Source organism: Pseudomonas sp. 1 R 17 (assembly GCF_900067035.1).
GTDB classification, from domain to species: Bacteria; Pseudomonadota; Gammaproteobacteria; order Pseudomonadales; family Pseudomonadaceae; genus Aquipseudomonas; species Aquipseudomonas marginalis.
The window spans coordinates 146,998-171,978 of record NZ_FKLB01000060.1 but is presented as its reverse complement, the minus strand read 5'-3'; the positions used below and the strand labels follow the sequence as shown (position 1 = coordinate 171,978).

The window sequence follows — 24,981 nt, the reverse complement described above, 5'->3', positions numbered from 1 at the left end:
ACGTCGTCAAAGTTGTTGCAATTGCAACTACATGGCCGAATCTAGCGCGGGATGAGCTACTATTGCAACCTTCTTGAAATCCGCCGGATGGTGTTGCATGTCGTCGAAAGAGCCTGATGTATGGTTCCGTTTTGTCAGGGCCCACAGGACGGTCATCCGTGAAATCGAGCGCCGCCTGGCGGCCGCCGACTTGCCGCCTTACGCCTGGTACGATGCACTGTGGGGCCTTGAAAGCGGCTCCGAAGGCACCCGCCGCATGCACGAATTGGCCGATGTGCTGGCCATCGAGCGCTATAACCTCACGCGCCTGGTAGACCGCCTGGAAAAGGACGGCCTGGTGCTGCGTTCACGCTCCGACGGCGATGGCCGCGCCGCATTTGCGTCGATCACCGATGCCGGCCGGGCGTTGCGTAAAAAAATGTGGAAGATCTACGAAAGTACGGTGGACGAGTTGTTCCTGTCGCAGATCGAACCGCAGCAGCGCCAGGCGTTTGCCGAGGCGTTGGAGCGTGCCGCCGGGATGGCGGTGGAGGCGGGTGTTCAAACCCGTGGTCGACGCAGGTCTGAAACTTGATGCAGATCGAATGTGGGAGGGGGCTTGCTCCCGATAGCGGTGGGTCAGTGACAGATGTGTTGACTGACACCCAGCTATCGGGGGCAAGCCCCCTCCCACATTGGAATGCTTCCCGTCCATTTCCGTACATCCCTGATTGCAATCGCGCCTCAAAACCCCGGTGCTAAATCCGCACAACGCTGCTACGTTTAATCCTGGAGTGCAGGAACGTCATGACGTCGACATTTTTTCGTCATCACGGCACTTTAGGCTGGCTGTGCAGGTCATTTATCTGCAGCCGCTTTTAATTCATAACAAGGAGCCCACCATGGACGAATACCAGGAAGAACTGCTGGAGTACCAGGCCTTTGAACTGGATCCTCTGGATCCGGCCGATGACGCCACCGAGCTGTAAGACCGACTTCAGGCGGAATGCCGCTGACTGCGGCGAAATTCCCCTGGGGTCTGGTTGTTCCATCGCCTGAACGCCCGTTGAAACGCCTGGGCCGAGGCAAAACCGAGCAAGTAGGCGATTTCGCCGAATGCCAGTTCCGTATCGCGAATGTAGGTCATGGCCAGGTCGCGGCGGGTATCGTTGAGAATCGCGCGAAACTGTGTGCCTTCTTCGGCCAGTTTGCGGCGCAGTGTCCAGGTCGGCAGCTTCAAGCGTGCCGCCACTTCTTCCAGGTCGGGTTCCCGGCCGCCATTGAGCATCGGCCCGAGCAACCGGGTAATGCGCTCGCGCAGGCTGCGGGTGCGGGTCAACTGCTCCAGTTCCCGTTCACACAGTTGCAGCAACAGGTGCCAGGTACTCGGACAATGCTGCGGGTTGCGCAGGGCCAGGGTTTGCTGGCTCAGGCGCAGTTGATTGGCGTCGGCGCCGAACTGGATCGGGCCATCGCCCAGCACCGCGTACTGTTCGCTGTAGTCCGGCGCTTCAAACTCGATTTCAATCCGCTGCGCCTGCACCGTTTGCTGGGCCAGGCTCGACAGTTGCTGCAGCCAGCCGGCGATGATCGAGTCCACCACGAAGCGGTTGTAGGCGTTATAGGGGCTGATGGAATAGAAACGCAGCCAGGCGCCTTCGGCGTCCTCGTGAAAACTTGATTGGCCGCGATAGTTGGAGCCGTACAGCGCCTCGAAGCGGGTCAGGGTGCGCGCCGCCTCACGTACGTTGGGTGCCTGGGCGGCGGTGACCCCGGCCAGCCCGGCCTGGCTCAGGCGGCTGAGCTGGCCCATGCGCAGGCCCAGGCCGGGGTCGCCGGTGAGTTGGATGGCCGCATGGCCCAGGCGCATATAACGGGGGATCGACAAGCGTGCACCCGCTTCGGCGAGGCGCGCGGGGTCGAGGCCGTATTGCAGCAGCAGCGGTTGCGGGTCGAGGCCGTGGCTGTGGATCGCGTCGGCCAGAGTGTGCACGAAGCCCACCGACAAATCACCCAGGCGCACCGGCTTCACGGGGTTACAGCCAGATATTCAGCAGGCGCGCACCACGGGCGTCGCCGTCGGCGCTGATCTGCCCGTAGCTGCTGAGAAAGCTGTGCCCGGCCGTGCCCAGGTCCCAGAACTGCCCACGCAGGAATACGCTCATGCCAGCGGTTGCCTGGCTGACGGGTTGCTGGCTGATCAGCGTCAGGCGCCGCCAGGCCTCACCTTCGCTGAGTTCTTCAGGCTTGAGGCTGATTTCCGGTGGCGTGGACACGCTCTTGAAGCCGCGCCATGGTCGATCCCAGGTATCGCGACCCAGCACAAAGGCCGGTACCGCAATCAGTTGCGCACCTTGCTCGTTGAGCTTGCGATAGTTGTCCGGGTACCAGCTGTCACTGCCGACCAACACGCCGAGGCGCCCGGCCGGGGTGTCGACCACGCTGACGATGTTTTCGTCACCGGGTTCGATAAAACCGCGTTCATCGTAGATCGGATAAAGCTGGCGCTGGGGATCACCGAGGGGCAATCCGTCCGCCGCGAACACCACGCTGGCGTTGTACAAGGCGCCATGGCCGACCTGCAGTTGGCCCTGGCTGACGCTGGGGTTGGGCAGGGCGATGGAGCCGGCCACCAGCGTGACGCCAAACTCCTTGGCCAGGCCGCCGAACAGCACCTGATAGTCCCGCGCCATGCCGGAGGCTTTCATGCGCAGGTAGGCGTCATCGGTGCGGTTATCGCCGGTTGCGCTGATCCAGGCACGCGCAAACAGCAGCGGGTTGCTGACCGACAGCCAGTTCATCGCATCCTTCACGTGCAGCGCCTGGTACACCTCATTTTTTTCACCGGTCAACATCAGCCAGGTGCCGATATGTTCAGGCAGCACCACGATGGTTTTTTCGTTGATCAACCCCTGGTCCCGGGCCTTTTGCAGATAGGCCGCGAGCTTCAGGTGCAGGCGTTCCAGGCTCTGGTAATCGGCGGGAAACAGCTCCGGCTGGATGCCCAGCAAGTTGCCGCGATCGGCGGGCAGGCCTTCGTTGACGGCGAGGGTGATGCGCAGGTCCGACAGGTAATGCCCCACGGGGCGCTCCTGGGTCCAGACCAGATACGCGGCGACTGCGGCAACCAGGGCCATGGAGACGGTAAAAGCGAGAAGTTTACGCATGGGGCAACAGACAACAGACCGGGTGCAGGGTTCGCGACTAGGGTAGGGCCCCGGCAGCGGCTTGCCAAGGGGCGCTGTGCATTTGGATCAATAACTTGTCAGTTTCAGTCATTGAGCCGTCGTCCACCGCCTCTTAGTCTGTGGGACATAAACCGATGGGGTGCCATTCGAGCCCTCCACGTCCCGTGATGATCCGTTGTGGAGCTGTACCATGACCGCTGCTGCCTACCCGCACCTGCTGGCCCCGTTGGACCTGGGTTTTACCACCTTGCGCAACCGCACCCTGATGGGCTCGATGCACACGGGCCTGGAAGAAAAGCCCGGTGGGTTCGAGCGCATGGCGGCCTACTTTGCCGAGCGCGCCCGTGGCGGCGTGGGCCTGATGGTCACTGGCGGCATTGGCCCGAATGATGAAGGCGGGGTGTATTCCGGCGCGGCCAAGCTCACCACCGAAGAAGAAGCGCAGAAGCACAGGATCGTCACGCAGGCCGTGCATGAGGCGGGCGGCAAGATCTGCATGCAGATCCTCCACGCCGGCCGTTATGCGTACAGCCCAAAACAGGTGGCGCCGAGTGCGATCCAGGCGCCGATCAACCCGTTCAAGCCCAAGGAGCTGGACGAGGAAGGCATCGAGAAGCAAATCCAGGATTTCGTTACCTGCTCGCTGCTGGCCCAGGTCGCCGAGTACGACGGCGTGGAAATCATGGGTTCCGAAGGTTACTTCATCAACCAGTTCCTCGCCGCCCACACCAACCACCGCACCGACCGTTGGGGCGGCAGCTACGAAAACCGTATGCGCCTGGCGGTGGAGATCGTGCGCCGCGTGCGTGAAGCGGTGGGCCCGAACTTCATCATTATCTTCCGCCTGTCGATGCTCGACCTGGTGGAAGGCGGCAGCACTTGGGAAGAAATTGTGCAGTTGGCCAAGGCCATCGAGCAGGCCGGCGCGACCATCATCAACACCGGCATCGGCTGGCACGAAGCGCGTATCCCGACCATCGCCACCAAAGTACCCCGTGGCGCGTTCAGCAAAGTCACGGCCAAATTGCGCGGTGCGGTGCAGATCCCGCTGATCACCACCAACCGCATCAACACACCGGAGATTGCCGAGCAGATCCTCGCCGAAGGCGATGCCGACATGGTCTCGATGGCGCGGCCTTTCCTCGCCGACCCCGAGTTCGTCAACAAGGCCGCCGCCGGCCGCGCCGATGAAATCAACACCTGCATCGGCTGCAACCAGGCTTGCCTGGACCACACCTTTGGCGGCAAGTTGACCACCTGCCTGGTTAACCCTCGGGCCTGCTATGAAACCGAACTCAACTATTTGCCGGTCAAGCAGGTCAAGAAAATCGCCGTGGTCGGCGCCGGTCCCGCCGGTCTGGCGGCTGCCACCGTAGCGGCTGAGCGTGGTCACCAGGTGACCTTGTTCGATTCGGCCAGTGAGATCGGCGGCCAGTTCAATATCGCCAAGCGCGTACCGGGCAAGGAAGAGTTTTTCGAGACCCTGCGCTACTTCAATCGCAAGTTGCAGACCACCCACGTCGAGCTGTGCCTCAACACCCGTGTCGACACCGCACAACTGGTGGCGGGCGGTTACGACGAGATCATCCTGGCCACCGGCATTGCGCCGCGCACGCCGGCGATTCCGGGCGTTGAAAATGCCAAAGTGCTGAGCTACCTGGACGTGATCCTCGAGCGCAAGCCGGTGGGCAAGCGCGTCGCGGTGATCGGCGCCGGCGGCATTGGTTTTGACGTGTCGGAATTCCTCGTGCATGAAGGCGTGTCTACCAGCCTCGACCGCGAAGCGTTCTGGAAAGAGTGGGGCATCGACACCCAGTTGCAAGCCCGTGGCGGTGTGGCCGGGATCAAGCCGCAACCCCATGCCCCGGCCCGTGATGTGTTCCTGTTGCAACGCAAGGCTTCCAAGGTCGGCGACGGCCTGGGCAAGACCACCGGCTGGATCCACCGTACCGGCTTGAAGAACAAGCGCGTGCAGATGCTTAACAGCGTCGAGTACCTGAAGATCGACGATGACGGCCTGCATATCCGCATCGGTGCCGAAGGTGAGCCGCAGCTGTTGGCCGTGGACAACATCGTCATCTGCGCCGGGCAAGACCCGCTGCGCGAGTTGCAGGACGGCCTGGTCGCCGCAGGGCAGAACGTGCACCTGATCGGCGGCGCCGATGTGGCGGCCGAGCTGGACGCCAAGCGCGCCATCAACCAAGGCTCACGGCTCGCCGCCGAGCTGTAAGGCGACGCAAGGGGCGGTGTTAGACTACCGCCCCTTTTTCGATGCAGATGCCGCCCGATGGGTCCTTTCGATTGGCTTCCCCATGCACCGCTTGAACCGTTAGCGCTGGAGTGGCTGAACGGCGTCGAGCTGGCCGTGCTGCGCCTGGACCGTATCGACCCACTGATCAGCGGCAATAAGTGGTTCAAGCTCACCCAACATCTGGCCCAGGCGCAGCAGGCCGGTGCCAGCGGCATCGTCAGCCTCGGCGGTGCTTACTCCAACCATCTGCACGCGCTGGCAGCGGCGGGCAAGCGCTTTGGTTTTCCCACCGTCGGCCTGTTGCGTGGTCACCCTCAAGACACCCCCACAGTCCTCGATCTGAAAGCCTTTGGCATGCATTTGCATTGGCTGGGCTATGCCGGCTACCGCGCGCGCCACGCGGAGGATTTCTGGTTGCCGTGGCGCGCGCAATATCCCGATCTTTACCCCGTGCCCGAAGGCGGCGGCGGGATGGCCGGGGCATTGGGTTGCGGGGTCTTGGTCGAGCAGGCACGCCGGCAATTGAGCACCGTGGGCTGGGCCGATTACGATGCCTGGTGGTTGGCGGCAGGCACCGGTACGACGTTGGCGGGGTTGGCGTTGGCGGAGGCGGGCGCGCATCCGGTGTATGGCGCCATGGCGGTACCGGATGATCATGGTGTGGCACAGAACGTGAGTGCCCTGGTGCAGGGTGGTTATGAATTGCTGGACGCCAGTCGGGGCGGTTTTGCCAAGGTAGATCCGCTGCTACTGGACTTTATCGAGACCGCTGAACAGGCCTGCGGTGTACCGCTGGAACCGCTCTATACCGGCAAGGCGTTGTTGGCGTTGAAGCAGCAGATCGAGGCCGGGCGGTTCGTACCCGGCACTCGCCTGATCTTCGTGCATACCGGCGGCTTGCAGGGCCGCCGAGGGTTTACAGCCTAGCACGCTTACCCGGCATCATCCGCAGCGCCGTGTTATCACGCATCACATAATGATGAAAGATCCCCGCCAACGCATGCAGCCCGATCAGCCAGTAACCGGCCTTGCCGAACCACACATGCCAGCCTTCAATCTCTTTGGCCAGCGCCTTGTTTTCAGCGATCAGCGGCGGCAACTCGATCCCATAGAACATCACCGAATGCCCCTCGGCACTGACGATCAGCCAACCGGCAATCGGCATGCCGATCATCAAGGCGTACAGCGCGAAGTGCATCAGCGTGGCCAGCAGGCTTTGCCATTGCGGCGGGGCGGGGACGATCCTCGGCGCAACCCCCAGGCTGCGCGCGAACAGGCGCAGCCACACCAGCACAAACACGGTGAGGCCGAACATAAAATGCATCTCGACGATCAACGTCCGTGCACCGCTGCCTTTGGGAAACTGTCCGCGTAACTCAATGCAGGCGTAGACCACCGCCAGTAGCACCACCATCAACCAGTGCAGCGCAATCGACATGGTGCTGTAGCGCGTATCGGAATTTTTCCACGGCATCGCTGGGTTCCTCACTCATCAGGGCGAACCTTCGTTCTTTGGCGACGAAGTCCTTTTACTGTAAGCCTGTTTTGCGCGGTTTGCCCGGTGCGATGTCGTTGTCTTGACCTCTATCAGTCGCTTTGCGGCATTTCGCCACGGGCCAGGCGCTGGTTGATGTCGGCGATGACGGCCGGCAGGTCGGTAATGGTATCGATCAGGTAATGGGGGCGGGAGCTTGCGAACATCGCTTCGATGCGCGTGCGTTCGCTGGCCAACGTGGCGCTGTCCAGGGCGCGGAACTGCGCGTAGGTCAGGCCCAGGGCATTGCCGGAGCAGGTCAGGGCCACGGTCCACATCCCGGCGCGGCGGCCTTCGAGGATGCCTGGCACGGTGTCGTCGACCTTGACGCACGCCGCCACATCGTCGATGCCCAGGGCGATCACGTTGGCGAGTGCCTGGGCTGGCCATGGGCGGCCGTTGGGCACTTCGTCGGTGGCGACCACGTGGTCGGCGACGTAGCCGTTGGTGGCGGCCAGGGCGACCACTTTGTCCATGACTTGCTTGGGATAGCCCGAGCAGGAGCCGATCTTGATGCCTTGCCCGCGCAGTTGGCCGATGGTGTCGAGGGCGCCGGGGATCAGCGCCGAGTGTTCGGCGATCTTCTCGATCTGCAACGGCATGAAGCGCTGGTAGATGGCCGTCACGTCGTCATCGGTGGGCGTGCGGCCGAATGCCTGGCGGTAGCGCTCGGCGACTTGCGGCTGGTCGCACAGGGTGCGGATATGGTCCCACTTGCCCATGCCCATCGGGCCACGGGCTTCTTCGATGGATACCTGCACATCGAATTCGGCGAAGGCCTCGACGAAAATCTGCGTGGGGGCGAAGGAGCCGAAGTCGACCACGGTGCCGGCCCAGTCGAGGATGACGGCCTGGAGGGTGTTGGGGTTTTGATAGTTCATGGTTCAGATCCTGTGGGTAAGGGGCAATCAGATGTCCGACACTTCCATTTCTTGCAGCACCTCGGCGATCGCCTTGACCGCTGCGCGCATCCCTTGCGCATCGACATGGCCGATGCAGCCCACGCGGAACGTCTCCACCTCGGTCAATTTGCCCGGGTACAGAATGAACCCCTTGGCCTTGACCCGTTCGTAGAAGTCCTTGAACTGGTAGCGCGGGTCCTGCGGTGCGTGAAAGGTCACGATGATCGGTGCCTGGATCGCCGCCGGCAGGAAGCTGCGCAGGCCCAGTGCGGCCATACCGTCGAGCAAGGCCTGGCAGTTGTCGGCATAGCGTCGGTGGCGCGCGGGCAGGCCGCCTTCTTCCTGGTATTGCAGCAGCGCTTCGTGCAGGGCGGCGACCACATGGGTCGGCGGGGTAAAGCGCCATTGGCCGGTCTTGGTCATGTAGCTGTGCTGGTCGAACAGGTCCATCGCCAGGGAATGGCAGTTGCCCTGGGCGGTGGCCAGCGCCTGTTTGTTCGCGAAGACGAAGCCCATGCCCGGCACGCCTTCCAGGCACTTACCGGACGCGGCGATCAGTGCGTCGAACGGCACCTCGCGGGCATCGATCGGCAGCGCACCGAAGGAGCTCATGGCGTCGATGATCAGGCGCTTGCCGTGGTGTTTGACGACCTCGGCGATCTGCGGCAGCGGGTTGAGAATGCCGGTGCTGGTTTCGCAGTGGATCAACGCAACGTGGGTGATGGCGCTGTCTACCGCCAGCAGGCGGTCCACATCGGCGGCGGTAGTGGGCTGGTCCTCGGCGGTCTCAAAGGTGCTCAAATCACGGCCGAGCACTTCGCAGATCCTGGCCAGGCGCTTGCCGTAGGCGCCGTTGATCAGCACCAGTACCTTGCCGTCACGCGGGACCAGGGTGCCGATGGCGGCCTCGACCGCAAAGGTGCCGCTGCCTTGCAACGGCACGCAATGGTGGCTGCCTTCGCCGTGGAGAATCGCCAGCAATTGCGCGCAGACGCTGGCAGTGAGTTGGTTGAAGCGGTCATCCCATGAACCCCAGTCCACCATCATGGCCCGGCGGGTGCGGTTCGATGTGGTCAGGGGGCCAGGTGTCAGCAGGATCGGCGCGGCAGTGGTCATCTCAAGTCCTCGCAAGGCATCGGGGGTTGAAGCTACGACGCCTAAATTGCAGTTTGGCTTGTCATCAATCAAATTGTTTGTTGTTATGCGAGCTATCAGTGAGGCCGATAACCATGAACCTGTTCCAACTGCGCGCATTCGATGCCGTGGCCCGCGAGGGCAGTTTTACCCGTGCTGCCGCGCGGCTGTTCATCAGCCAACCGGCGGTGACCGGGCATATCAAGGCCCTGGAGGAGCACTACCAGATCCCGTTGCTGCGCCGCACCGCGCGGCGGGTGGAGTTGACCGAAGAGGGCGCGCGGCTGGCGGCGATCACACGGGCGATCTTTGGCCTGGTGGACGAAGCCCAGACCATGCTGGAGGCCAACCGCCAACTGCTGAGCGGGCGCCTGGAAGTCGCGGCGGACGGCCCGCACCTGGTGATGCCGATGATTGCCAGCCTGCGCGCGCGCTACCCCGGGATTACCGTCAACCTGCGCCTGGGCAATGCCCAGGAAACCCTGGCCGCGCTGTTGTCCGAGCATGCGGATGTGGCGGTGCTCACCGAAGTGGAACCGCGCAACGGTCTGCACCTGCAACCGTTGAGCGAGTCGCGGATGTGCGCATTGGTGCCGGCCAGCCACCCGTGGGCGCAGCAACCCGAGGGTATTCGCCTCGAGCAACTCAACGACATGATCATGGTGCTGCGCGAGCCCAGCTCGATCACCCGGCGTACCTTCGATGAGGCCTGCATGGCCGCGAATGTGCAGCCCAAGGTGCTGCTGGAGCTGGACAGCCGCGAGGCGGTGACCGAAGCCGTCGCCGCTGAGCTGGGGGTGGGCGTGGTCTCGGCCATGGAAGTCAGCCCCGACCCGCGGGTGCAGGCGGTGCCGATTGAGGGCGAGGGGCTGCTCAACCGGCACCTGCTCGGTTGCATGGAGCGGCGCCGTTCGTTGCGCCTGATTCAGGCGTTTTTCGAGTTGGCGCCCTGAGGGTTTTTTGGTGGAACGATGCGTTCTCGCGCTATAAACTCTGCCCCCAAAGCGCCGGCCAGTAGACGTTTCGGCGCGATGTATAGAAGAGAGTGAGTCATGGGCGCACAGTGGAAAGTCAAACATAAAGAAGCGGCATCCAATGCCAAGGGCAAGATCTTCGGCAAGCTGGTGAAAGAAATCACCATCGCCGCCCGCAACGGTGCCGACACCGCGACCAACGCCCACCTGCGTCTGGTGGTGGAACAGGCCAAAAAGGCCTCGATGCCCAAGGAAACCCTGGAACGCGCGATCAAGAAGGGCGCCGGTCTGCTCGGTGAAACCGTGCAATACCACCGCGTGACCTACGAAGGGTTCGCCCCGCACCAGGTACCGTTGATCGTCGAGTGCGTGACCGACAACATCAACCGCACCGTGGCGGAAATCCGCGTGGCGTTCCGCAAGGGGCAGCTGGGTGCTTCCGGCTCCGTGGCCTGGGATTTCAACCATGTCGGCCTGATCGAAGCCTCGCCGGACACCCCGGATGCCGATGCGGAAATGGCCGCGATCGAAGCCGGTGCGCAGGACTTTGAAGACGGCGAAGAGGAAGGCACCACCCTGTTCATCACCGAGACCACCGACCTGGACGCCGTGCAAAAAGCCCTGCCGGAACAGGGGTTCACCGTGCTGTCGGCCAAGTTGGGCTACATCTCGAAGAACCCGGTAAGTGGCCTGACCGATGAGCAGATGGCTGAAGTCGAAGCCTTCCTCGAAGGCTTGGACAACCACGACGACGTGCAGGATATGTTCGTCGGCCTGGCGGGCTGATTTATCCGCTGAAGAAACGCATTCAAAATGTGGGAGGGGGCAAGCCTTAATGCCAGTCAGTTAAGGCTTTTTGTAGGAGCGAGCTTGCTCGCGAAAAACTCACAGGCGCCGCGCTCATTCAGGAAGCACGCGTTATCGTTGACGTTTTTCGCGAGCAAGCTCGCTCCTACAGGAGGCGATGTACGCTTAACTGACTGGCATTAGGGCAAGCCCCCTCCCACAGTTGCTTAGTGGTGTTGGATGGATTGCAGCAAGGCGTTGATTTCTTCGAAGCTCGGCCGTGCCAACACGTCGGGCTGGCAACAGCTTTTCTGCAACGCTACCAGCGCCTCGTCAATCAACCCCGCTTCAACCCGCTCCAGCAATTCCCCCAGCAACACCCCGAACGCGCGCACTTCAATGCGTTGCAAGGCTCGTGTTTCCAAGGTGTCTGCCTTGGCATGGAACGACGCCGCGCCAAAGTCCCCGAGCAAACAATCTCCCGCTTCATTCCACAGGATATTGTGCCCGTACAGGTCGCCATGGGTGATGCCGTGCCGGTGCAGATGCGCGGCCACGGAGGCGATGCCCCGGGCCATGCGCAAGGCTACGTCGAGGCTGAAGCGGGTGGCGGGGTCGTAGACATCGCGGGTGCACGAGGCCAGGCTCGGCAGGGCGGCGAGGTTGCGGTAGCTCGGGTCGATCAGGTCCATGACCAACGCGGCCTGGTCCTCGGGGGCACCCACCACGCGGCCTTGCACCTTGATCAGGTTAGGGTGCAACCCGGCGGCGATGCAGGCCTGCATTTCGTGCAGCGGCGAGCCGTCGCTGGTGATCGTGCCTTTGTACAGCTTGACGGCGACGGGCTTGGCCGTGGGTGTCCACAGGGCCTTGCGAATAACCCCCGAGGCACCTTCGCCCAGCACCTCGGACAGTTCCAGTTCCGTCCAGGGAATAGCCGCTGTCGCGTCATCCGCCACCCCATCCACGGTCATTTCCACCGGGTTGCCCGCATAGGCCAGCCACGTCAGGCTCGGCAGCGTCAACAGCCACTCGGGCAGGCGTGTGAGGCGGTTGGAGGCAATGCGGATCAGCTCCAGATTGCTGCAGTTGGCCAGGCTCTGCGGCAACTGCGTCAGTTGGTTACCGGCGAGCATCAGTTTCTGCAGCAGCGGCCGCTCGCCCAACTCGCAGGGGAGCTGGCTGATGCAGTTATCGGTGAGGATCAGCCAGCGCAGCAACGGCGGCAGCGCGGCGGCGGGCACGTGGCTGATCTGGTTGGCCTTGAAGCCGATCATGCTCAGTTTGGCGCATTGGCCCAGGCATTCCGGCAGTTCGGTAAAGGCGTTGTCCGAGCAGAACAGCACGCGCAGGTGCGGCAGGCGGTGCAGGTCGTCGGGCAGGCGGCTCAGGGCATTGCCGCTGAGGTTGAGGATTTCCAGGGAGTCGGCCAGCCCGAAGATTTCCTCAGGGAATTCGGTGAGCCCGCAGGACAGGTCCAGGCGCGTAATGCCGGCCAAGTGGCCGGCCTTGAGTTGGGCGAGGGTATTCATGAACGGCGCGATCACTCGGCAAGGGGGCGTAAATGGCGCTCATGATACCGGGTCGCGCGCCCGTTGCGGGTTGGCCTGTTGCAATTGGTTCAGGCGACTGGCGGTGCGCGCCAGGTCGATGGCCTGGCCGCTCATGGCCTGTTCCAGCGGTTGTTCGCCGATCAGGACCAGGTGCTTGTCCTTGTCGTAAAGCACGTCCACCAGGTTGATAAAACGTTGTTGCACGGCGATCGGGCACTCTGCCAGGTGGGGCAGGCCGTCGATGACCCAGTGATCGAACGCCTCGCACAGCAACAGGTAGTCCATCACCGCCGTCAGCTGTTCGCACAGATCGTTGAAGGTGAATACGATGGTGCGTGCATGATGCTGGCGGCAGATCAATGTGCGGTTGCCCACCGTCAGCGTCTGCGTCGGGCCGCCGCTGACAGGCAGGCCGAGCGCCGCACGCTGGGCCTGCGTGCCCGGCCACAGGTAACAACCGGTGGTAAAGCGTTGCGCTGCATGGGCCTGGGGCAGGCTGCGAAAGTCCTCGGGCGAACTGACTTCCAGCACGTCCATACGCGCGGCAATCAAGTCGATCACCGGCTTGAAACGCTCGTGGTACAGCGGGTTGGGCAACAGCCCTTCGGGTGGATAGTTGGAGGTGACCAGCACCCACACGCCACGCTGGAACAGGGCCTTGAACAGCCGGGTAATCAGCATGGCATCGCCGATGTCGTGCACGTGGAACTCGTCGAAACACAGCACGCTGCAGCCGTCGAGCAGTTCGTCCAGGGTCATGGCCAAGGCATCGTCCGTCGCCTGGTGCGTGAACATACCGCGGTGCAGTCGGGCGAAAAACTCATGGAAATGCACGCGTTGCTTTTCGGCGATGGGCAGCGCCTGGAAGAAACCGTCCAGCAGCCAGCTTTTGCCGCGCCCCACCGGGCCGTGCAGGTACAGGCTGCGGGTCGGCTGGCTGGCGAGCAGGTGCCGGGTCTGGCGCGCCATCGCGTCGATGGCCTGGGCTTGGCCAGCACTGAGGGTGTAACCCTGTTGCCGGGCTTTGTCCTGAAAGAACGTCTGGATGGGCATGTCGTCGTGTGTGTCGGTTTTTTTACCGAGCAAACGACGGATAAGGGGGAGCACGGCCAATGCGAGTCACTCTGTAGTGCGGTGGTCGCTTACTTTAGGGCGCCGCTGGCGATTTGACCAATCTAGAACGGCTGCAGGGGGGGCGTCGCCTGGCCGGCCGGGCTGACCACCGCATAGTTGTAGCCGCCGCCGGACCAGTATTGCGCTTGCAACCCATCCGCCGTGCGCTCGCCACGGGGCAGGAAACCGTTGTCCGGGCCCGGTGGGCGGATGTAGAAGCTGAGGCGCCGACCTTGTGCGTCCTGATACAGCACCATGGCGGCGGCGCCTTGATCGGTGGTGAGCAGTCGCCCGCTGACGGGCGTGAAGCCCGCTTGGCTCAAGTCCGGCAGGCGATGGGCTTGATTGAAGTAGCGGTCGAGCCACGCCTGCATCGTGCCGCGGTCCTGGCCGTTGTAGTCGGCGGGCATGATGCCCTCCTGGGCAAACAGGCGGAACGCTTGCATCGCATCGGCCATCGGCAGCAGCGGCGGTTGCGTGGCTTCACGGGCCTGCCAGCCGCCGAGGCCACCGAGGCTGACGGCCATCAGCAGGACCGCAGCGGTAGCATAGTGGCGGCGCGATTGATGCTTGAGGCGCTGGCGAATCAGTGCCGGGTCCAGCGCCGGGTTAGCCGGTTGTTGCAGGGCGCCGCTCAAGGACGCGCGCAGCAATTGCGCGTCCTGTTGCCACGCCTGCACTTGGGCCGCGACCTCGGGGTGGGCGGCCAGATAGGTTTCGAGCACGCGGCGATCACTGTCCAGGAGTTGATGATCGACGTAGGCATGCAGGTCGCGTTCGCTGGGGGGCAGGCTGATCATTTGAGTATCCGCAGGGAAGGGCTGGCGATGTCGCCATCGCTGAGTTGACGCAACGCTTGGCGCGCCCGGGACAGGCGCGACATCACGGTGCCGATCGGCACCTCGAGTATTTGCGCGACTTCCTTGTAGCTCAAGCCCTCCACCGACACCCACAACAGCAGTGCGCGTTGTTCGGTGTTGAGTTGGTCGAAGGCTTGCAGGGTCGCTTGGGCGATGACGGTGCGCTCCACCGACGGCTGCGCATCATCGCGGCCGGTAAAGAATTCCAGCATGCGTGCATAGCGCCGGGTGCGGCGGTGGGCATCGAGGAACTGCCGGTAGAGGATCGAGAACAGCCAGGCGCGCAAATCGCCCTCGATGCGTTTGTCGGCCCAACGGGTGATCGCCCGCTCCAGGGTCGCCTGCACCAGGTCGTCGGCACTGCTGGCGTTACGGGTCAGGGACACAGCGAAACGCCGCAGCCTGGGGATGAGTTCACGTAACGGTTCGTCGAGTTCATGCATGGGTGTCTGGCTGGTCACTACGCTGGGACTAGAGAGACGTCCGGCGTGAACGGTTATTCCCGGCCGTGGAAAATAAATCCAGGGCCTGGGAATAGAGCGGATCGGCGTTCGTCTTAATGCTCCGACCTTATGGTTACCCCCAAAGGCCTTCAGGCCCTGGAGTCTGTTCATGGTAGATCACTCATCACCGCCACGTCCCCCGTTAAGCACGGCGAGCCTGATCGCACGACTTGCGGGAATTGGTGCCGTGGTTGCGGTTATGGCCGGGGCATTTGCCTACGTCAACGGCAGCCTCGACCCACAACGCCTGCGCCCGAAAACCCTGGTCAATGCCCTGGAAACCAACAACGGCGTGCACCCTGGATTCCGGCGTAACCATGCCAAGGGCGTGTGCGTGGCCGGGTACTTCGAAAGCAGTGCCGAGGCGCGTGCCTACTCCCGCGCCCAGGTGTTCAGCGCGGCCAGGACCCCATTGATCGGCCGCTTCGCCCTGCCCAGCGGCAACCCCTATGCGCCGGACAGCAGTGTACCGATCCGCAGCTTTGCCGTGCAGTTCAGCCTGGCCAACGGCCAGCAATGGCGTACCGGCATGAACAGCATGCCGGTGTTCCCGGTGGGCACGCCCGAGGCGTTCTACCAGATGCTCAAGGCCGGCGCGCCGGACCCGGCCACCGGCAAGCCGAACCCGGCGAATATGCCGGCGTTTTTTGCCGCACACCCTGAGGCGGCGCCATTCCTGGCGTGGGTCAAGACGGCCAGGCCATCGGCCAGTTATGCGACCGAAACCTATAACGGTATCAACGCGTTTTATTTGGTGAGTGCCGAGGGCAAGCGCCAGGCCGTGCGTTGGGGCGTAGTGCCCCAGAGTCAGGATGCAAAGGGGGAGACCGCACCGATGGGCGCCGACTTTCTGGAGAAAGACCTGGTGCAACGCCTGGCCACAGGGCCGTTGCGTTGGCAGTTGAACATGACCCTGGCCAACCCCGGCGACCCGCTGGAGGACGCGAGCAAACCCTGGACCGGTGAGCACAAGGTGTTGAATGCCGGCACCCTGGTGCTGCAAAGCAGCCAGCCCCAGGCCGACGGCGATTGTCGCGACATCAATTTCGATCCGTTGATCTTGCCCAGCGGCATCGAAGCCTCCAATGACCCGCTGCTGGCTGCACGTTCGGCGGCATATGCCAGTTCTTACCTGCGCCGTGCCGGTGAAGTCAGCCCCTTGCACAGTGCCCCAGCGGAGTCGAAGCCATGAATGCCCAACCGCGGTTTTTTGCGCCCCTGGCGCGCCTGCTGCACTGGTTGATGGCGCTGATGGTCATCGCCATGTTGTTTATCGGCGCAGGCCTGGCGGCGTCAGTGTCGGAGCGGCATGAGTGGTTGATCCACCTGCACAAGCCGCTGGGGATCGCGATCCTGGTGCTGGTGATCGTGCGCCTGGCGGTGCGCTTTTCCACCCGCCAGCCGCCGTTGCCGTCTGACTTACCGCTGTGGCAAGTGCTGGCGGCCAAGGCGTCCCATCTGGTCTTGTATGGGTTGATGCTGGTGTTGCCGCTGCTGGGCTGGGCGATGATTTCGGCGGCGGGCGACCCGGTGATGCTCAGCAGTTCGGTGCAGTTGCCGGCGCTGGTGGCGGCGGATGCGCCGCTGTTTGCGCTATTGCGCAAGGCCCATGGGTATCTGGCCTACCTGCTGTTCCTGACGGTACTGCTGCACCTGGCGGCGGCGTTGTTCCATGGGTTGATTCGGCGCGATGGTGTGTTGCAGAGCATGACCGGCACCAAGGACTGATGCCGGGGGCCAGGGGCGTTAGCGCAGGACCGTGACGATATCGGCCACGGTGCTCAAGATGTCCTTGGCCAGCTGTTTGGAGCGTTCGCCTGACCAACCGGTTTTCGGGTTGGGGGCGTCGTCGTTGTCCTTGAACGGCATTTCCAGGGTCAGGGACAGGCAGTCGTACTGCTCGCCGACGGCATTGCAGGCCAGGGTCATATTGGCTTCGCCCGGCAAGTCGCGGGTGTAGCCGTGGGTGGTTTGGAAGTCACGGGTCAGCGAACTCAAATGGCTGCGAAAGCGTTTTTCCAGCCCTTCGATACGCGGGGTGTAGCCGGGGTTGCCTTCGCAGGCAGCGGTGAACACGTAGGGGATTTCTTCGTCGCCGTGAATATCGAGGAACAGGTCGACACCGTACTGCTGCATTTGCTGTTGCACGAACAGCACTTCCGGGCTGATCTCCTGGCTGGCGCTTTGCCAGGCGCGATTGAGGTCCTGGCCCATGGCGTTGGTGCGCAGGTGACCGTGGAAGGCGCCGTCGGGGTTCATGTTCGGCACCAGGTACAGGTCGGCAACGGCCAGGAGCTTTTTCATCTCGGCATCGCCATCCTGTTGCAGGCGTTCGATGATGCCCTCCATGAACCATTCGGCCATGTGTTCGCCGGGGTGCTGCTGGGCAATGATCCAGACATTGCGTCGGCCTTCGCCGCCTTTGCCACGTCGCAACAGTTGAATATCGCGGCCCTCGACACTTTTGCCGGTGGCCAGCAGTTGGGTGCCGGCGTACTTCAGGGCCTGGTCGATCAGCCAGTCGTGGCGTTCGCGACTGTAGGGCTCGAAGTAGGCCAACCAGGCATGCTTCTCACGGGTTTCGAGGCTGATGTGCAGGATCTCGCCGTCAAAGCGCGTGGGGACTCGGAACCAGTTGACGTGATCATAGGACGCGACAGCGTTATAGCCGCTCCAGGCGTGCTTATACGAAGAGCCACCGGCGTTGCTCAGGCGAAAGTTATGGGTGTGGCCCACGTGCATGCCTTCGGCTTTGAAGTGGAACCATTGGTAATGGTGGCTGCGGGTATCGGGTTGGATGGCCAGCAGCAGCTGGTAGGCGTCGCTGGCGTCGAGCACCTGGATATTGCCACTGTCGAAGTCGGTGCTGATCTTGATGGAGGTCAAGGCCACGGTCATAGTCTGGTTGCCTGAATATGAGTGTTGTGGCGGCTATATTACACAGGAGTTTGGTAAAGCCTGGATGCAAAATTGTTGCGGGGAGGGGGGCGTCGTCCGTGACGCCGCCGCAGCTTAGAATCTATGAGATTGATTCTCAAGCGCTATTTCGCAGAGATGTGCGCTGGAGCACTGGACTGGCTTTCTTTTGGCGATGGTCTTTTGCTACCATGCGCGCCATCAAGCAACACACAGTCTTCATTAGCCTGAAGCCATGCCAGGGAAACTGGCAAAAAAAAGACCCGGCCAAAGAGCCGGGTCAAAAACCGTGATTAGCCTGATGAGGAGATATTCCAAGAGTCCGACCTAAGGTCCCTTGGTCTATCGACTGATCTCGCGATCAGCTGGGTCCAATAATAATCATTATCATTTGCAAGTCAAATGTTTTTATCCATGGGATAGAAATATTTTTCTTTCGCGGTTGTTATCCGTTCGCCCGAACCTCCGGTGCCCGCAACGACCGCTCGACCATCGCCTTCGCCATATCAATCAAATACACCACTGAAAACGCCAGGTCTCGCTGGTTGCCCTGATGGCTGCTCGCTGATTCGTAGGCCGTGGCGGCGGCACTGCGCAACAGGTCCGAGGCGTGCACCAGGGCTTCCTCCTGGCTGATGCCGGGCTTGATGGCGAAAAAGCTGTCATCCGGGACGGGTGCTGACATATTTTCTTTCAAGTAAAAGTCCAAGGCACGCTGGGCAGCACCGCTGCTGCGCAGGCCTTGCACGTCATCGTTTTCGGGTGTTTCAGGCAGGGGATACGGGCTCGTCGTCATAAGGGGCGGTACTCTGGGTGGGTGTCGAAAACCTTATGCTCGATGATAGTACGTATCGTATTTATGTCGTTTTATGGATTACTACAAACTGTTTATTGCCCTGGAAACTGGCTGACGTATTGTCGGCGGCCATGGATAAATGGATAGCATTGGTCAAGGCCAACATGAAAGACCGCGAGGTCACCCAGGGTGAGCTGGCTGAACGCTTGGGCATGTCCCAGGGGGGCGTTGGCCACTGGCTCAACAAGCGCCGCGTGCCGAGCCTGGCGGATATGAACCGGGTGCTGGCAGAGTTGGGGCTGGGCGACTTGGAGGTGGTGCAGGAGCTGCGTGAGAAGGCCGACGAAGTCCGTGGCCCGGCAAAACAATACACGTCGTATTTTCGCTACCCGGTCAGCGAGTGGAAAGGCCTGTGTGACATTCGCGAAGAGCGCCCGGCCTATGGCGCCGCACGCTTCGAACCGACGGATTACCACGCCCGGGGCGACGCCTTCTGGCTGCCGGTGACAGGTGACGCCATGACCGCGCTCAGCGGCCCGAGCATCGCAGCGGGGATGATGATCCTGGTAGATCCGGCCATCGCCGCCGAACCCGGAAAACTGGTAGTCGCCCAACGGGCCGCCAGTACCCAGGCGACCTTCCGCCAGTTGCTGGAAGAGAGCGGCCAGCTCTACCTGGTGCCGCTCAACCCCACCTACCCGAAACTGCTGTTCACCGCTGATTGCCGCATCCTCGGCGTCGTCGTGCAGGCCACGGTGAAGTTCTAGTCCTCCGTTTCGAGCTCCACCAACGCACACCCTTCGGCAACCATTTCGCCCTCCTGGCAGAACAGCGCCTTGACTACCCCGGCCTGGGGCGCGCGGATACTGTGCTCCATCTTCATCGCCTCGAGCACCACCAGTTGCGTGCCGGCCTCGACCGTTTGGCCGACGTCCACCAGTACCCGCACGATGCTGCCGTTCATGGGTGCCGTGAGGCCGCCCTGGTGCGACTGGCTGGCCTCGACTGCCGCAATCGGATCGAACAGGCTCACGCCCTGCATCTCGCCGTCCCAACGCAGGAAAACCCTGTGCTCGTTGCGCACTGCCAGATGTGAACGACGGACGCCCTGGTGTTCGATCACTAACTGTTCGCCCTGCAATGTCGCGGCGTCGGCGGCCAGTGTCACCAGGCGGTCCTGGCCATTGCAGCTCAAGTGCAGCGAGACCTCGGCGGGCAGCCCCGCACGGAATCCACGGGTGTCCGCCCATGGCCCGTCACCCGCAGGCAAGCTCTGCATAAAGGCCGAACCCGCAGCCTGCCAGAACGCATCGCTCAGCGTCCCGGCCACCGGCAGCAGATCCTCCTGATAGCGCGGAATGAATCCGGTATCCAACTCGGCCGCCGCAAATGCCGGATGACCAATAATGCGCCGCAGGAAGCCCAGGTTGGTCTTCAGCCCACCCACGGCAAACTCGTCGAGCATGCTCAGCAACCGCAGGCGTGCCTGTTCACGGTCTTCACCCCAGGCAATCAGCTTGCCGAGCATCGGATCGTAGAACGGCGACACGTCGTCTCCTTGCTCGACACCACTGTCCACGCGGCGCCCCGGGCCCGGCCCGGACTCGCGATACAGCGCCAGGTGCCCGGTGGCGGGCAGGAAGTCGTTGGCCGGGTCTTCGGCGTACAAACGCACTTCAATCGCGTGGCCGATCAGCGGCACCTGCTCCTGGGTGATCGGCAGCGCCTCGCCCTGGGCGACGCGAATCTGCCAGGCCACCAGGTCCAGGCCGGTAATCGCTTCGGTGACCGGGTGTTCCACCTGCAGCCGGGTGTTCATCTCCATGAAGAAAAACTCGCCGCGCGCATCCAGCAAGAACTCCACCGTGCCCGCACCGACATAACCGATGGCCTGGGCCGCACGCACCGCCGCTTCGCCCATGGCCTTGCGCTGTGCAACGCTCAGCCCCGGTGCCGGGGCTTCCTCGACGACCTTTTGGTGGCGGCGTTGGATCGAGCAATCCCGCTCATTGAGGTACAGGCAATGCCCATGCTGATCGGCAAACACCTGGATCTCTACGTGGCGTGGCTTGAGCAGGTATTTCTCCACCAGCATCTGCCCATTGCCGAAGGACGACAGCGCCTCACGCTGGGCCGAGGCCAGGGCGTCGGCGAGCTGGCTGACATCCTCCACCACCTTCATGCCCTTGCCGCCGCCACCGGCCGTAGCCTTGAGCAGCACCGGATAGCCGATGCGCTCACAGGCGGCGCGGAAGGTTTCCAGGTCCTGTTCTGTGCCGTGATATCCCGGCACCAGGGGCACGCCGGCGGTTTCCATCAGGGCCTTGGCGGCGGACTTACTGCCCATGGCGTCGATGGCCGAGGCGGGCGGCCCGAGGAAGATCAGGCCCGCCGCTTCGATCGCACGGGCAAACCCGGCGTTTTCCGACAGGAAACCGTAGCCTGGGTGAATGGCCTGGGCACCGCTGGCCTGGGCGGCGGCGATCAGTTTGTCGATTTGCAGGTAGCTCTCGGTGGCCTTGCTGCCCCCCAGGTCGACACGAATATCCGCCTCGCGGCTGTGTCGCGCATCACGGTCGACGGCGCTATGCACCGCCACGGTGGTCAGGCCCATGGCCTTGGCGGTGCGCATCACCCGGCAGGCAATCTCGCCGCGGTTGGCCACCAGTATGGTGGTCAGCGTGCTCATGAACGCGGCTCCTGGGGTTGCCAGCTGGGTGGGCGTTTTTGCAAAAAAGCGCGCAAACCTTCCTGGCCTTCGGCGCTGACACGGATGCGTGCAATGGCATTTTCGCAATAGCGGCGCAGGGCAGGGGTGAGCGCGCCGTTACCGACTTCACGCAGCAGGTCCTTGCTGGCGCGCATCGCCGCCGGGCTGTTATGCAGCAGGTGGGTGATCCACTGTTCCACCTGTTGGTCCAGTTCGCCAATCGGGTAGCTTTCCGCCAGCAGGCCGATTTCCCGTGCACGCTGGCCGCCAAAGCGCTCGGCGGTCAGGGCATAGCGCCGCGCCGCCCGTTCGCCGATGGCCTGCACCACGAACGGGCTGATCACGGCCGGGGCCAGGCCGATGCGCACTTCCGACAGGCAGAACTGCGCGTCATCGGCGCCGATGGCCATGTCGCAGCAACTGATCAGGCCCAGCGCGCCACCGTAGGCCGCGCCTTGCACTACTGCCAGGGTGGGGATTTTCAGCTTGGCCAGGTTGTACATCAGCTCCGCCAGTTCGCGGGCGTCGTCCAGGTTGGTGTGGTAATCCAGCTCGGCCGACTGCTGCATCCAGGCCAGGTCGGCACCGGCGCTGAAGTGCCTGCCACGCCCCCGCAGGACCAGGAAACGCAGGGACGCATCACCTTGCACATGGTCGAGGGCGATGATCAGTTCGCGGATCATCTCGGCGTTGAACGCGTTGTTCTTGGCTTCTCGGCTGAGCCACAGCGTGGCAAAGCCACGGCTGTCGGTGATCAGTTCGAGGGTGTTGAAATCGCTCATGCAAGGAGCTCCATGATGATGAGAGGTCTCCTGTAGGAGCGAGCTTGCTCGCGAAAAACGTCCAGGCAACGCGTTCATCCAGAATGCTCGCGTTATCGTTAACGACCTTCGCGAGCAAGCTCGCTCCTACAGGTTACATACGGAACACGCCGAAGCGGCTCGGCTCGATGGGGGCATTCAGCGCGGCGGACAAGGCCAGGGCCAGCACATCGCGGGTCTGCATCGGGTCGATGACGCCGTCGTCCCACAGGCGTGCGCTGGAGTAATAAGGGTGACCCTGGGTTTCGTACTGGTCGAGGATCGGCTGCTTGATCGCCGCTTCCTCTTCAGCGCTGAAGCCGACGCCTGCCCGTTCAGCCTGCTCACGCTTGACCTGCACCAGCACGCCCGCAGCCTGTTCGGCGCCCATCACGCCAATCCGCGCGTTGGGCCACATCCACAAAAAGCGCGGATCATAGGCGCGGCCGCACATGCCGTAGTTGCCGGCGCCGAAGCTGCCGCCGATGATCACCGTGAATTTCGGCACCTTGGCGCACGCCACCGCGGTCACCAGCTTGGCGCCGTGCTTGGCGATGCCACCGACTTCGTATTTCTGGCCGACCATAAACCCGGTGATGTTCTGCAGGAACAGCAGGGGAATCCCGCGTTGGCAGGCCAGCTCGATAAAGTGCGCGCCTTTTTGCGCGGCTTCGGCGAACAGAATCCCGTTGTTCGCCAGGATCGCAATCGGGTAGCCGTGCACATGCGCGAAGCCGCACACCAGGGTGGTGCCGAACAGCGCCTTGAACTCATCGAACACCGAGCCATCCACCAGCCGTGCGATCACTTCGCGTACATCGAACGGCTGCTTGGCATCGGCCGGGATCACGCCGTAGAGCTCTTCGCTGCTGTACAGCGGCGCCACGGGCGTGCGTTGCAGCAATTGGCCCTGCTTGCGCCAATTGAGGTTGGCCACGCTGCGGCGGGCCAGGGCCAGGGCGTGTTCGTCACTGTCGGCATAGTGGTCGGCCACGCCGGATATCCTGCAGTGCACATCGGCACCGCCGAGGTCTTCGGCACTGACCACTTCACCGGTAGCGGCCTTTACCAGCGGCGGGCCGGCCAGGAAGATGGTGGCTTGGTTGCGCACCATGATCGCTTCGTCGGCCATGGCCGGCACGTAGGCGCCACCGGCGGTGCACGAGCCCATCACCACGGCGATCTGCGGGATGCCCTGGGCACTCATGTTGGCCTGGTTGAAGAAGATCCGCCCGAAGTGTTCGCGGTCGGGAAACACTTCATCCTGGCGCGGCAGGTTGGCGCCGCCGGAGTCCACCAGGTAGATGCACGGCAGACGGTTCTGCTCGGCGATGGTCTGGGCGCGCAGGTGTTTTTTCACCGTGAGCGGGTAGTAGGAGCCGCCTTTTACCGTGGCGTCGTTGGCGACGATCATGCATTCGACGCCTTCCACGCGGCCGATGCCGGCGATCACGCCGGCGGCCGGCACGTCTTCGCCATACACCTGATGGGCGGCCAGTTGGCTGAGTTCAAGGAACGGCGAGCCCGGGTCCAGCAGGCGATTGATGCGCTCGCGCGGCAGCAGTTTGCCGCGTGAGGTGTGGCGCTCCTGGGCCTTGGCGCCGCCGCCTTGCTGCACGTGGGCGAGCAGGGTATGCAGGGCGTCGACCTGTTGGCGCATCGCCGCGCTGTTGCTGGCGAACTCCGCTGAGCGTGGGTTGAGCTGGGTGTGCAAGGTGGCCATGGGGCGCTCCTTCAGCGGGTTTCGTTGAAGAGTTCGCGACCGATCAGCATCCGCCGAATCTCACTGGTGCCGGCGCCGATTTCATACAGCTTGGCGTCCCGCAGCAGGCGCCCGGCGGGGAATTCATTGATGTAGCCATTGCCGCCGAGGATCTGGATCGCGTCGAGGGCCATTTGCGTGGCGCGTTCGGCGCTGTACAGGATCACCCCGGCCGCATCCTTGCGCGTGGTTTCACCGCGTTCGCAGGCCTGGGCCACCGCGTAGAGGTAGGCGCGGCTGGCGTTGAGCTGGGTGTACATGTCGGCGACCTTGCCCTGGATCAGCTGGAACTCGCCGATGCTTTGGCCGAACTGCTTGCGATCGTGGATGTAGGGCACGATCAGGTCCATGCACGCCTGCATGATCCCCGTGGGGCCGCCGGACAGCACCACGCGCTCGTAATCGAGGCCGCTCATCAGCACTTTCACACCGCCGTTGAGCACGCCGAGGATGTTTTCTTCCGGCACTTCGACGTCATCGAAAAACAGCTCGCAGGTGTTGGAGCCACGCATGCCGAGCTTGTCGAACTTGTTGCTGCGGCTGAAGCCTTTCCAGTCGCGCTCGACGATAAACGCGGTGATGCCGTGGGGGCCCTTTTCCAGGTCGGTCTTGGCGTAGATCACATACGTGCTGGCGTCGGGGCCGTTGGTGATCCAGGTCTTGCTGCCGTTGAGCACGTAGTGGTCGCCGTGTTTGTCGGCGCGCAGTTTCATCGAGACTACATCGGAACCGGCGTTGGGTTCGCTCATGGCCAGGGCGCCGACGTGTTCGCCGCTGATCAGTTTGGGCAGGTACTTGAGTTTCTGTTCGTGAGTACCGTTGCGGTTGATCTGGTTCACACACAGGTTGGAGTGGGCGCCGTAGGACAACGCCACCGACGCCGAGCCACGGCTGATTTCTTCCATGCTCACCACGTGGGCCAGGTAGCCCAGGCCGGCGCCGCCGTATTCTTCCGGTACGGTGATGCCCAGCAGGCCCATATCCCCGAACTTGCGCCACAGGTCGGCGGGGAACAGGTTGTCGATGTCGATCTGTGCCGCACGGGGCGCGATTTCCTTGGCCACGAAGGACTGCACCTGGTCGCGCAGCATGTCGATGGTTTCACCGAGGGCGAAGTTCAGGGACGGGTAACTCATGGACAGGCACCTTAATGTGAGCTTTGTTGTTGTGTGGATGGCGCGCCAGGGAAGGGCGCTCACCTTTACGTTAACGTAAGCTTG

The 24,981-nt window shown here is 62.9% G+C and carries 24 protein-coding genes; 9 read left to right on the top strand and 15 right to left on the bottom strand.

Annotated features, from left to right (window positions below; genetic code table 11):
• Positions 1-97 precede the first annotated feature (97 nt).
• Entirely contained in the window at positions 98-574 is a 477-nt protein-coding gene (locus tag BFP99_RS24175) for a MarR family winged helix-turn-helix transcriptional regulator (RefSeq protein ID WP_065948392.1), read from the top strand.
• 136 nt (positions 575-710) lie between these two features.
• On the top strand, positions 711-968 hold the full coding sequence (locus tag BFP99_RS33015) for a hypothetical protein (RefSeq protein WP_141690814.1): 258 nt from the start codon (positions 711-713) through the stop codon (positions 966-968).
• Between the two features lie 8 nt (positions 969-976).
• Here BFP99_RS33015 and BFP99_RS24170 read toward each other — a convergent pair whose 3' ends face one another.
• Together BFP99_RS24170 and BFP99_RS24165 are read right to left on the bottom strand one after the other, a co-directional pair.
• A complete protein-coding gene (locus BFP99_RS24170; protein WP_065924139.1) occupies positions 977-2,011 on the bottom strand; it encodes an AraC family transcriptional regulator in 1,035 nt (344 codons plus the stop codon).
• Positions 2,012-2,015: 4 nt separating this feature from the next.
• Positions 2,016-3,146, bottom strand: a complete 1,131-nt coding sequence (locus BFP99_RS24165) for a carbon-nitrogen hydrolase family protein (RefSeq protein WP_065924138.1) — start codon at positions 3,144-3,146, stop codon at positions 2,016-2,018.
• Between the two features lie 211 nt (positions 3,147-3,357).
• Here BFP99_RS24165 and BFP99_RS24160 point away from each other — a divergent pair, with 211 nt between their 5' ends.
• On the top strand, positions 3,358-5,397 hold the full coding sequence (locus BFP99_RS24160) for an NADPH-dependent 2,4-dienoyl-CoA reductase (protein ID WP_065948391.1): 2,040 nt from the start codon (positions 3,358-3,360) through the stop codon (positions 5,395-5,397).
• Positions 5,398-5,454: 57 nt separating this feature from the next.
• Positions 5,455-6,345: a 1-aminocyclopropane-1-carboxylate deaminase/D-cysteine desulfhydrase gene (locus BFP99_RS24155; RefSeq protein WP_065948390.1), complete on the top strand. Its 891-nt coding sequence runs from the start codon at positions 5,455-5,457 to the stop codon at positions 6,343-6,345.
• Here BFP99_RS24155 and BFP99_RS24150 read toward each other — a convergent pair.
• From BFP99_RS24150 to BFP99_RS24140, 3 genes are all read right to left on the bottom strand, one after another.
• Positions 6,335-6,892, bottom strand: coding sequence for a cytochrome b (locus tag BFP99_RS24150; RefSeq protein WP_065924135.1), 558 nt, complete (start codon positions 6,890-6,892; stop codon positions 6,335-6,337). The genes BFP99_RS24155 and BFP99_RS24150 overlap by 11 nt on opposite strands.
• A gap of 113 nt (positions 6,893-7,005) precedes the next feature.
• Positions 7,006-7,833 carry a phosphonoacetaldehyde hydrolase gene (gene phnX / locus BFP99_RS24145; protein ID WP_065948389.1) on the bottom strand — a complete coding sequence of 276 codons (828 nt, stop codon included), beginning with the start codon at positions 7,831-7,833 and terminating at the stop codon, positions 7,006-7,008.
• Between the two features lie 27 nt (positions 7,834-7,860).
• Positions 7,861-8,970, bottom strand: a complete 1,110-nt coding sequence (locus BFP99_RS24140) for a 2-aminoethylphosphonate--pyruvate transaminase (protein ID WP_065948388.1) — start codon at positions 8,968-8,970, stop codon at positions 7,861-7,863.
• Positions 8,971-9,083: 113 nt separating this feature from the next.
• Between BFP99_RS24140 and BFP99_RS24135 the strand changes: the two genes are divergently transcribed.
• Entirely contained in the window at positions 9,084-9,941 is an 858-nt protein-coding gene (locus BFP99_RS24135) for a LysR substrate-binding domain-containing protein (RefSeq protein ID WP_065948387.1), read from the top strand.
• 99 nt (positions 9,942-10,040) lie between these two features.
• Entirely contained in the window at positions 10,041-10,748 is a 708-nt protein-coding gene (locus BFP99_RS24130) for a YebC/PmpR family DNA-binding transcriptional regulator (RefSeq protein ID WP_027606258.1), read from the top strand.
• A gap of 227 nt (positions 10,749-10,975) precedes the next feature.
• Here the strand turns inward: BFP99_RS24130 and BFP99_RS24125 are convergent, their stop codons facing one another.
• The 4 genes from BFP99_RS24125 to BFP99_RS24110 all read right to left on the bottom strand — a co-directional run bounded on the left by BFP99_RS24125 (position 10,976) and on the right by BFP99_RS24110 (position 14,717).
• Positions 10,976-12,280 carry a protein kinase gene (locus tag BFP99_RS24125; RefSeq protein WP_065948444.1) on the bottom strand — a complete coding sequence of 435 codons (1,305 nt, stop codon included), beginning with the start codon at positions 12,278-12,280 and terminating at the stop codon, positions 10,976-10,978.
• A gap of 39 nt (positions 12,281-12,319) precedes the next feature.
• Positions 12,320-13,414: a cell division protein ZapE gene (zapE, locus tag BFP99_RS24120; protein ID WP_065948386.1), complete on the bottom strand. Its 1,095-nt coding sequence runs from the start codon at positions 13,412-13,414 to the stop codon at positions 12,320-12,322.
• Between the two features lie 62 nt (positions 13,415-13,476).
• Positions 13,477-14,214, bottom strand: coding sequence for an anti-sigma factor family protein (locus BFP99_RS24115; RefSeq protein WP_065948385.1), 738 nt, complete (start codon positions 14,212-14,214; stop codon positions 13,477-13,479).
• Positions 14,211-14,717 (bottom strand): RNA polymerase sigma factor, encoded by a 507-nt coding sequence (locus tag BFP99_RS24110; RefSeq protein ID WP_027606262.1) that lies wholly within the window; start codon positions 14,715-14,717, stop codon positions 14,211-14,213. The genes BFP99_RS24115 and BFP99_RS24110 overlap by 4 nt, the downstream gene beginning before the upstream one ends.
• A 169-nt stretch (positions 14,718-14,886) precedes the next feature.
• Here BFP99_RS24110 and BFP99_RS24105 point away from each other — a divergent pair, with 169 nt between their 5' ends.
• The gene (locus BFP99_RS24105; protein ID WP_065948384.1) at positions 14,887-15,969 is read left to right on the top strand and encodes a catalase family peroxidase; all 1,083 of its coding nucleotides are present in this window, start codon (positions 14,887-14,889) and stop codon (positions 15,967-15,969) included.
• The gene (locus BFP99_RS24100) at positions 15,966-16,505 is read left to right on the top strand and encodes a cytochrome b (RefSeq protein ID WP_065940125.1); all 540 of its coding nucleotides are present in this window, start codon (positions 15,966-15,968) and stop codon (positions 16,503-16,505) included. Before BFP99_RS24105 ends, BFP99_RS24100 begins: the two co-directional genes overlap by 4 nt.
• 18 nt (positions 16,506-16,523) lie before the next feature.
• Here the strand turns inward: BFP99_RS24100 and BFP99_RS24095 are convergent, their stop codons facing one another.
• Together BFP99_RS24095 and BFP99_RS24090 are read right to left on the bottom strand one after the other, a co-directional pair.
• Positions 16,524-17,675 (bottom strand): M14 family metallopeptidase, encoded by a 1,152-nt coding sequence (locus BFP99_RS24095; RefSeq protein WP_065948383.1) that lies wholly within the window; start codon positions 17,673-17,675, stop codon positions 16,524-16,526.
• Positions 17,676-18,138: 463 nt separating this feature from the next.
• Positions 18,139-18,489, bottom strand: a complete 351-nt coding sequence (locus tag BFP99_RS24090) for a DUF6124 family protein (protein ID WP_027606266.1) — start codon at positions 18,487-18,489, stop codon at positions 18,139-18,141.
• A 131-nt stretch (positions 18,490-18,620) separates the two neighbouring features.
• Between BFP99_RS24090 and BFP99_RS24085 the strand changes: the two genes are divergently transcribed.
• Positions 18,621-19,256, top strand: coding sequence for a LexA family protein (locus BFP99_RS24085; RefSeq protein WP_065948382.1), 636 nt, complete (start codon positions 18,621-18,623; stop codon positions 19,254-19,256).
• On the opposite strand, the gene BFP99_RS24080 is transcribed toward BFP99_RS24085, so the two are convergent.
• From BFP99_RS24080 to BFP99_RS24065, 4 genes are all read right to left on the bottom strand, one after another.
• Complete coding sequence (locus tag BFP99_RS24080; RefSeq protein WP_065948381.1) at positions 19,253-21,178, bottom strand: acetyl/propionyl/methylcrotonyl-CoA carboxylase subunit alpha; 1,926 nt, start codon at positions 21,176-21,178, stop codon at positions 19,253-19,255. The two genes, BFP99_RS24085 and BFP99_RS24080, sit on opposite strands and share 4 nt — an antisense overlap.
• Positions 21,175-21,981, bottom strand: a complete 807-nt coding sequence (locus tag BFP99_RS24075) for a gamma-carboxygeranoyl-CoA hydratase (protein WP_027606269.1) — start codon at positions 21,979-21,981, stop codon at positions 21,175-21,177. Before BFP99_RS24075 ends, BFP99_RS24080 begins: the two co-directional genes overlap by 4 nt.
• Before the next feature lie 133 nt (positions 21,982-22,114).
• On the bottom strand, positions 22,115-23,722 hold the full coding sequence (locus tag BFP99_RS24070) for a carboxyl transferase domain-containing protein (protein ID WP_065948380.1): 1,608 nt from the start codon (positions 23,720-23,722) through the stop codon (positions 22,115-22,117).
• An 11-nt stretch (positions 23,723-23,733) separates the two neighbouring features.
• Complete coding sequence (locus BFP99_RS24065; RefSeq protein WP_065924121.1) at positions 23,734-24,897, bottom strand: isovaleryl-CoA dehydrogenase; 1,164 nt, start codon at positions 24,895-24,897, stop codon at positions 23,734-23,736.
• Between the last annotated feature and the right edge of the window lie 84 nt (positions 24,898-24,981).

Excerpts from the sequence above, each read along its gene's own strand:
- BFP99_RS24175 (WP_065948392.1), top strand. The coding sequence starts at position 98 with ATGTCGTCGAAAGAGCCTGATGTATGGTTCCGTTTTGTCAGGGCCCAC.
- BFP99_RS24165 (WP_065924138.1), bottom strand. The coding sequence starts at position 3,146 with ATGCGTAAACTTCTCGCTTTTACCGTCTCCATGGCCCTGGTTGCCGCA.
- BFP99_RS24160 (WP_065948391.1), top strand. The coding sequence starts at position 3,358 with ATGACCGCTGCTGCCTACCCGCACCTGCTGGCCCCGTTGGACCTGGGT.
- BFP99_RS24155 (WP_065948390.1), top strand. The coding sequence starts at position 5,455 with ATGGGTCCTTTCGATTGGCTTCCCCATGCACCGCTTGAACCGTTAGCG.
- BFP99_RS24150 (WP_065924135.1), bottom strand. The coding sequence starts at position 6,892 with ATGCCGTGGAAAAATTCCGATACGCGCTACAGCACCATGTCGATTGCG.
- phnX (WP_065948389.1), bottom strand. The coding sequence starts at position 7,833 with ATGAACTATCAAAACCCCAACACCCTCCAGGCCGTCATCCTCGACTGG.
- BFP99_RS24140 (WP_065948388.1), bottom strand. The coding sequence starts at position 8,970 with ATGACCACTGCCGCGCCGATCCTGCTGACACCTGGCCCCCTGACCACA.
- BFP99_RS24135 (WP_065948387.1), top strand. The coding sequence starts at position 9,084 with ATGAACCTGTTCCAACTGCGCGCATTCGATGCCGTGGCCCGCGAGGGC.
- BFP99_RS24130 (WP_027606258.1), top strand. The coding sequence starts at position 10,041 with ATGGGCGCACAGTGGAAAGTCAAACATAAAGAAGCGGCATCCAATGCC.
- BFP99_RS24125 (WP_065948444.1), bottom strand. The coding sequence starts at position 12,280 with ATGAATACCCTCGCCCAACTCAAGGCCGGCCACTTGGCCGGCATTACG.
- BFP99_RS24115 (WP_065948385.1), bottom strand. The coding sequence starts at position 14,214 with ATGATCAGCCTGCCCCCCAGCGAACGCGACCTGCATGCCTACGTCGAT.
- BFP99_RS24110 (WP_027606262.1), bottom strand. The coding sequence starts at position 14,717 with ATGCATGAACTCGACGAACCGTTACGTGAACTCATCCCCAGGCTGCGG.
- BFP99_RS24105 (WP_065948384.1), top strand. The coding sequence starts at position 14,887 with ATGGTAGATCACTCATCACCGCCACGTCCCCCGTTAAGCACGGCGAGC.
- BFP99_RS24100 (WP_065940125.1), top strand. The coding sequence starts at position 15,966 with ATGAATGCCCAACCGCGGTTTTTTGCGCCCCTGGCGCGCCTGCTGCAC.
- BFP99_RS24095 (WP_065948383.1), bottom strand. The coding sequence starts at position 17,675 with ATGACCGTGGCCTTGACCTCCATCAAGATCAGCACCGACTTCGACAGT.
- BFP99_RS24090 (WP_027606266.1), bottom strand. The coding sequence starts at position 18,489 with ATGACGACGAGCCCGTATCCCCTGCCTGAAACACCCGAAAACGATGAC.
- BFP99_RS24085 (WP_065948382.1), top strand. The coding sequence starts at position 18,621 with ATGGATAAATGGATAGCATTGGTCAAGGCCAACATGAAAGACCGCGAG.
- BFP99_RS24080 (WP_065948381.1), bottom strand. The coding sequence starts at position 21,178 with ATGAGCACGCTGACCACCATACTGGTGGCCAACCGCGGCGAGATTGCC.
- BFP99_RS24075 (WP_027606269.1), bottom strand. The coding sequence starts at position 21,981 with ATGAGCGATTTCAACACCCTCGAACTGATCACCGACAGCCGTGGCTTT.
- BFP99_RS24070 (WP_065948380.1), bottom strand. The coding sequence starts at position 23,722 with ATGGCCACCTTGCACACCCAGCTCAACCCACGCTCAGCGGAGTTCGCC.
- BFP99_RS24065 (WP_065924121.1), bottom strand. The coding sequence starts at position 24,897 with ATGAGTTACCCGTCCCTGAACTTCGCCCTCGGTGAAACCATCGACATG.